Genomic DNA, 6,864 nt, shown 5'->3' on the forward strand with positions numbered 1-6,864 from the left:
ATTTAAGTGAGTATTAAATTAGTTAGAATTGATGACAGACTTATACATGGACAAGTGTGTTCAACTTGGATTGGTGATTACAATATTGAGCAAGTACTTATTATTAACGACAAGGTCTCTAATGATCCAGTTCAAAAATCAGTAGTAGGATTAGCAGCTCCTTCAGGAGTAAGAGTTTTAGTTTTTGGAGTAGATCAATTTATTGAAGTTATTAAGAAAAATCCTATTAAAAAAGCAACATTATTATTATTTACTACTTCAACAGATGTTTTGAAGGTGATAAAAGGTGGGTTAGAAATAACAAAGTTAAATGCCGGAGGTATGAGGTATAACGAAAGAAGAAAGAGATTAACAAAATCAATTTCAGTAACGCCAGAAGAAGAAAGTGCGTTTAAAGAAATTATTAATAAGGGGGTTGAAGTATTTATACAAATGGTACCTAAAGATGATGTCATTTATATGAAAGATATTATATAAAAAAATATAAAAGGGGAGAGTTGTATATGTTAATTAAAGCTATATTAGTTGCTATATGGGCAGGCATATGTGCATGGGACCAATATGGACCGCACTTAGGTTTTAGAAAACCTTTACTAGCAGGAGCTATTACTGGACTTATTTTAGGAGATTTAAGACAAGGACTTATTATTGGAGCTACTTTGGAGTTAATGTGGTTAGGTGTAAATAATGTAGGAACTTACGTACCACCTGATGTTATTTCAGGATCTGTAGTAGGAGTAGCAATAGGTATTTTATCTGGTGGAGGAGAAGCTGCAGGAATAGCAATAGCAATACCAGTTTCACTTTTAGTTCAACAACTTGATATGTTATGTAAGACTATTAGCATATCTTTAGTGCACAAGGCAGATAAAATTGCTGAAACAGGAGATTTTGATAAAATAGATAAACTACAATATATGGGAGCAGGGCTTATATTTTTAAGTAGAGCATTTCCAACATTTATAGCAGTATTTTTAGGAGCTAGTGCAATCGATTCAATTATGGCATTTATACCAGCAAGTGTTATGAATGGATTAACAGTTGCATCAAAAGTAATACCTGCAGTAGGTATCGCAATGTTATTGACTATGATGCTTAAAAAGAATATGTGGATGTTCTTAGTATTAGGATTTACATTAACAACTTATTTAGGACTTCCAACACTAGCATTAGCATTAATTGGTGCATGTTTTGCTGGAATATACGATTTAATAATGGCTAAGAAAGAAAAAGAAACAACTGTAAATGTTTCAACAGTAGAGGTTGATAATTCTGCAGAAGGAGGTTGGGATTTATAATGTCAAATTTAATTACTAAAAAAGAGTTAATGAAGGTATTTTGGAGATCACAATTATGTCAAATGTCACATAACTATGAAAGAATGCAAAGCTTAAGTACTGTATATATATTAAAACCAGTATTGAAGAAATTATATAAGGATAAACCAAAAGAAGAAAAAGTTAATGCAATGAAAAGACATTTAGAATATTTTAACACACATCCAATAGCTATGCCATTTATCTTAGGAATAGTATCTGCTATGGAAGAAACAACTGAGGAAGATCAAAAAGAATCAGTTATTGCTATGAAAACAAGTTTAATGGGACCTTTTGCTGGAATTGGAGATAGCTTGCTTAACTTTACTTGGATGCCTATTGCAGGTTCTATAGGAGCAGCCTTTGCTTTAGATGGAAATATATTTGGGGCAATAATGATGTTCTTAATGATTAATTGCCTATATTTCCCAATAAAATACTTTGGATTAACTAAAGGTTATTCTAAAGGAATAGAAGTACTAGGTAAGGAGGATAATGGTAAGGGTATATTTGATAGATTAGCAAATATGGCTAATGTATTAGGAATAATAGTTGTTGGAGGATTAATTGCTACAACTGTAAAAGCAAATTTAGGAGTTCAAATAGCAGCTGGTGAAAATCCACTTATGTTGCAAGAAATGCTTGACAAGGTTATGCCTAACTTAATTCCATTATTAATTACTGTTGTATGTTATTACTTACTAAAGAAATCTAATGGTAAGAATGCAGTATGGATTATATTTGGAGTTTTAATAATAGCTGTAATTTTATCTATGTTAGGAATAATCGTTTAACATAAATTGATAAATCTCGGGAGAACCGAGATTTATCTCTATGATGAAAATTTTAGATAGGAGGATATGGAATGAGGACAGTTGTAATATTAATGGATACTTTAAAAAGAGAGATGATGGAAGTCTATAACAAAAATACTTGGGTAAAAACACCTAATATAACTAACTTTTCTAAGGAAGCCACTACTTTTGATAATCATTGGGTTGGTTCTGCTCCATGTATGCCAGCAAGAAGGGATATACTTACAGGAAGACTTAATTTTTTAGAAAGATCTTGGGGACCTATAGAGCCATTTGATATAACACTACCTAAAGTTTTAGCTGAAAAAGATGTATTTAGCCACATTGTAACAGATCATCCTCATTACTTTAGGCTAGGTGGAGAGGGATATGTTCAACAATTTACAACTTGGGATTTTTATAGGGGACAAGAAGGCGATCCATGGATATCTAGAATAGATGATCCATCATTTATGCCTAAAGACTATTATGGAAAACTTAGAAGACAGTATCAATGGAATAGAACAAAATGGGATAGACATGAGGAAGAATACCCTACTCCAAAGACCTTTACTGCAGCTTGTGACTGGTTAGAAGATAACAAGAATCATGATGACTTTTTCTTAATGGTAGAAACTTTTGATCCTCATGAACCTTTTGACGTTCCTGATGAGTATATGGAACTATATGATTGTAAATATGATGGACCTTACTTTGAGATACCTAATTATAAGGAAGTAGATGTACCAGAAGATGCATTAGAGTATATAAATAAAAGATATGCTGCACTACTTACAATGACAGATAAACATTTTGGAAGGTTAATTAAGAAATTAAAGGATTTAAATTTATATGATGATACATTGATTATAGTTACAACAGATCACGGATACTTCTTAGGGGAAAGAAATTATTTTGGTAAAAATTTTATGCACATGTACAATGAATTAGCTCACATACCATTATTAGTAAGATTTCCAAAGGGAAAGATGGCTGGAGAGAGAGTTAATTTATTAACTCAAAATATAGATATTATGCCAACAGTTTTAGATTACTCTGATATAGATATCCCTGAAGATGTACAAGGATTTTCTTGGAAGAATATAGTGGATGGAAAAGAGTATAAAAGAGATTATGTGTTGTATGGATATCATGGAGTAGCTGTAAATATAACAGATGGAGAATATACATACTTTAGAGCTCCTAATAAAGAAAATCAACCATGTTATGAGTATACTTGTATTCCTACAACTATAAGAAAGTACTTAGGGAAGGATAATCAAGAAGAAATAGAAATGGGAAGATTTATTAATAGAACAAATTATCCTGTATATAAAATAAATATTAATAATCCTTCAATTCTTGATAATGTAGAAAATGCATTAGAGTATACAAATGAGAACAAGTTGTTTAATATAGCGCAAGATTATTATCAAACAAAGCCTATTAATGATAATGAATTAGAAGATAAATATAAAAAACTAATGATACGAGCATTAAAGGAAATGGATGCTCCAGAAGAACAATTAGAAAGATTAAATCTAAAGTAGGAGGTATTTTATGAGAATAATTATTTCGTCAGATTATAAAAGTAAGGATTTTAAAGACTCTATAAAATTATATCTAATAGAAAAGGGATATGATATAATAGATAAATCGCAATGGAAAGATTTAGATTTTTATGACTCCTCAAATTTAGTAGCAGAAGCTATTCTTAATAATGAAGGTGAAAAGGGAATAGTAATAGATGAATATGGAACAGGTTCTTTTAATGTATGTACAAAACATAAAGGAATAATATGTGCACAAGTTGCAGATGAACATTCTGCAAAGATGACTAGAGACCATAATAATACTTCAATAATAACAATTGGTTCTAAGGTAACAGCTCTAGAAATAGCAAAAAGAATAACAGATAAATTTATTTTATCTAATTATTCTGGTGGAAGACATCAAATAAGAGTAGATATGTTAAATAAGATGGCATAGGAGGATAAAAAATGATTATTTCAGTTGGTTGTGATCATATAGTAACAGAAGTTAAAGATAGCGTTGTTGAATATTTAGAGTCAAAGGGACATGAAGTTATAGATAATGGGACATATGATAAAGTAAGAACTCACTATCCTATATATGGAAAGAAGACTGCTGAAAAAGTAGTTAATGGAGAAGCAGATTTAGGAATAGTTATTTGTGGAACTGGTGTGGGGATTACTAATTCATCTGCTAAGATAAAGGGTGCCAGAGTAGCATTAGTTAGAGATGTAGAAACAGCAAGATATTCAAAAGAAAATTTAGATATAAATATATTAGGTTTTGGTGGAAGAATAACTGGACTTGGACTTATGGAAAACATAATAGATGTGTTTCTTGAAACTAAGTTTAACCCTACAGAAGAAAATATAGCAATGATAGAAAAATTAAATAATATGATAGAAAAAGATTATGCAAATGGTGATGAGCATTATTTTGATGAGTTTATGGATAAATGGGATAGAGGTGAATATCATGACTAAAATATTATCAACAAGAGAAATGCTAAAGAAGGCTCAAAGAGAAAAATATGCAGTACCAGCCTTTAATATTCATAACTTAGAAACATTAGAAGTAGTTGTAGAAACAGCAGCAGAGCTAAAATCACCAGTAATATTAGCAGGAACTCCATCAACTATTGAATATGCAGGAGGAGAATTTATAGTTGCTATGGCAGAAGTAGCAGCAAAAAAATATAATATTCCAATAGCAATACATTTAGATCACTTTGAAGATGTTGATAAAATAAAGCACTTTGTAGATTTAGGATTTAAGTCAACAATGATAGATGCTTCTCATGCACCATTTGAAGAAAATATAGAAACAGTTAAAAAAGTAGTTGAATATGCTCATAAATATGATGCAACAGTAGAAGCTGAACTTGGAAGACTTGGTGGACAAGAAGATGACTTAGTAGTTGATGAAAAAGATGCTATGTATACTAATCCAGAACAAGCAAAAGAATACGTAGAAAGAACTGGTATAGATTCATTAGCAGTAGCTATTGGAACAGCACATGGCTTATACAAGGGAGAAGCAAAATTAGATTTAGATAGATTGAAGGAAATAAGAGAGATGGTAGATGTGCCATTAGTATTACACGGAGCTTCAGATGTACCAGATGAATTAGTTAAAAAAGCAATTTCTCTTGGAATATGTAAAGTAAATGTAGCTACAGATTTAAAGATTCCATTTTCAGATGCAGTAAAAAAATACTTTATAGAAAATCCAGAGGCTAATGATCCAAGAAAATATATGACACCTGGAAAAGAAGCTATGAAGAAGATTGTTGAACACAAAATTATGGTTTGTGGAAGCAATGGAAAAGCTTAATTATAAGGAGTTAGTATGATATTAGTAATTAATTTAAATGCATCAGTAGATAAAAAGTATGTTATGGATGATTTAAATAAAGGATTAGTAATGAGAGCTAAGAGTGTTGAAAATACTCCAGGTGGAAAAGGGATTCATGTAGCGAATGTATCTACAATATTAAAAGAAAATTGTATAGTTACTGGATTCTTGGGTGGAAAAACAGGAGAGTTTATACATGATAAACTAGAGAAGTATGGAATAAAGCAAGATTTTGTAAACATAAAAGGTGATACAAGAGAATGCTTAGCTATAATTACTAAGGATTTAGTTCAAACAGAAATATTGGAACCAGGCCCTGAAGTTACAGAGGAAGAACAAAAGAGATTCATAGATAAGTATATTGAGTTATTAGAAGAAGCCAACATAATAGTAGCGTCAGGAAGCGTTCCTAGAAATATACCTAAGGACTTTTACAAGAAGCTTATAGATATAGCCAATAGTAAAAATAAAAAGTTTTTATTAGATACAAGTGGAGATTTACTTAGAGAAGGAATTGAAGGAAAACCATTTTTTATTAAGCCTAATAAAGATGAAATTGAGTTTTTAACAGGAAGATCTATAGAAAATTATAAAGATGCCATTAGAGAAATTAAAGAATTTCATAAAAAAGGTGTAGAGCTAGTTGCAATTTCTTTAGGAGCAGAGGGATCAGTAATAGGATATAAGGGAGTGTACTACAAAGTAACAGTACCTAAGATTACTGCAATAAATCCAGTTGGATCAGGAGATTCTTATGTAGCGGGAGTAGCAATAGGACTTGAAAGAGGATATGAAATAGAAGATATTTTAATGCTTGCATCAGCGTGTGGAACAGCAAATGCATTAGAAGAAGAAACAGGTTCAGTTAAAATAGATGTAGTTCAAGATTTATTAGATAAGATAACTATTTCTATAATTGAAGATTAAACTTAAGAATTAGTTGTTTTAGGAGGTTATAAGAATGAATGAAATAAAAAATTCTAAAAATATAAAATCTAAAATAACAAAGAAAGAAGTTATATATAATTTTAAGAAAGAAGAGATGATATTAAGAGACTTCTTAGCTGCAGATAGAACCCTATTAGCAAATGAGAGGACATTGTTAGCATATATTAGAACTGGAATCAGTCTTTTAGCAATAGCAATATCATTAATAAAATTATTTGATACTACAGTTACATATATATTAGGGATAATATTCATAGTTTTAGGATTAATACCAATAGTTTTAGGGTTATATAGATACAAAAGCATTAATAAAAAACTAAAAAATGTTACATATAAGTAGAAATAATTAAATGTAATAGTATAACCTTCTAAATGTAAGGGGGCTGTTGCACTAAAAATTAGTGCACAGCTCCTTTTTT

Annotated in this window: 9 protein-coding genes; all 9 read left to right on the top strand. The window is 30.4% G+C overall.

What is annotated here, in order from left to right; all coding sequences use genetic code 11:
• Positions 1 to 6: 6 nt before the first annotated feature.
• The 9 genes from ACQRD5_RS16375 (at position 7) to ACQRD5_RS16415 (ending at position 6,785) form a co-directional block, all read left to right on the top strand.
• The gene (locus ACQRD5_RS16375; protein ID WP_427747057.1) at positions 7 to 477 is read left to right on the top strand and encodes a PTS system mannose/fructose/N-acetylgalactosamine-transporter subunit IIB; all 471 of its coding nucleotides are present in this window, start codon (positions 7 to 9) and stop codon (positions 475 to 477) included.
• Between the two features lie 26 nt (positions 478 to 503).
• On the top strand, positions 504 to 1,298 hold the full coding sequence (locus tag ACQRD5_RS16380) for a PTS mannose/fructose/sorbose/N-acetylgalactosamine transporter subunit IIC (RefSeq protein ID WP_427747058.1): 795 nt from the start codon (positions 504 to 506) through the stop codon (positions 1,296 to 1,298).
• The gene (locus ACQRD5_RS16385; RefSeq protein WP_427747059.1) at positions 1,298 to 2,110 is read left to right on the top strand and encodes a PTS system mannose/fructose/sorbose family transporter subunit IID; all 813 of its coding nucleotides are present in this window, start codon (positions 1,298 to 1,300) and stop codon (positions 2,108 to 2,110) included. The genes ACQRD5_RS16380 and ACQRD5_RS16385 overlap by 1 nt, the downstream gene beginning before the upstream one ends.
• Positions 2,111 to 2,181: 71 nt before the next feature.
• Positions 2,182 to 3,660: a sulfatase gene (locus ACQRD5_RS16390; protein ID WP_427747060.1), complete on the top strand. Its 1,479-nt coding sequence runs from the start codon at positions 2,182 to 2,184 to the stop codon at positions 3,658 to 3,660.
• A 10-nt stretch (positions 3,661 to 3,670) separates the two neighbouring features.
• A complete protein-coding gene (gene lacA, locus ACQRD5_RS16395; protein WP_427747061.1) occupies positions 3,671 to 4,099 on the top strand; it encodes a galactose-6-phosphate isomerase subunit LacA in 429 nt (142 codons plus the stop codon).
• An 11-nt stretch (positions 4,100 to 4,110) separates the two neighbouring features.
• The gene (gene lacB / locus ACQRD5_RS16400) at positions 4,111 to 4,626 is read left to right on the top strand and encodes a galactose-6-phosphate isomerase subunit LacB (protein WP_427747062.1); all 516 of its coding nucleotides are present in this window, start codon (positions 4,111 to 4,113) and stop codon (positions 4,624 to 4,626) included.
• Positions 4,619 to 5,476 carry a tagatose bisphosphate family class II aldolase gene (locus tag ACQRD5_RS16405; protein WP_427747063.1) on the top strand — a complete coding sequence of 286 codons (858 nt, stop codon included), beginning with the start codon at positions 4,619 to 4,621 and terminating at the stop codon, positions 5,474 to 5,476. The genes lacB and ACQRD5_RS16405 overlap by 8 nt, the downstream gene beginning before the upstream one ends.
• 15 nt (positions 5,477 to 5,491) lie before the next feature.
• Positions 5,492 to 6,424 (top strand): 1-phosphofructokinase family hexose kinase, encoded by a 933-nt coding sequence (locus ACQRD5_RS16410; RefSeq protein WP_294364638.1) that lies wholly within the window; start codon positions 5,492 to 5,494, stop codon positions 6,422 to 6,424.
• Positions 6,425 to 6,458: 34 nt separating this feature from the next.
• Positions 6,459 to 6,785 (top strand): DUF202 domain-containing protein, encoded by a 327-nt coding sequence (locus ACQRD5_RS16415; RefSeq protein WP_427747064.1) that lies wholly within the window; start codon positions 6,459 to 6,461, stop codon positions 6,783 to 6,785.
• Positions 6,786 to 6,864 lie beyond the last annotated feature (79 nt).

This window comes from Clostridium sp. SGI.024, from assembly GCF_050315195.1.
Lineage (GTDB): Bacteria > Bacillota > Clostridia > Clostridiales > Clostridiaceae > Clostridium.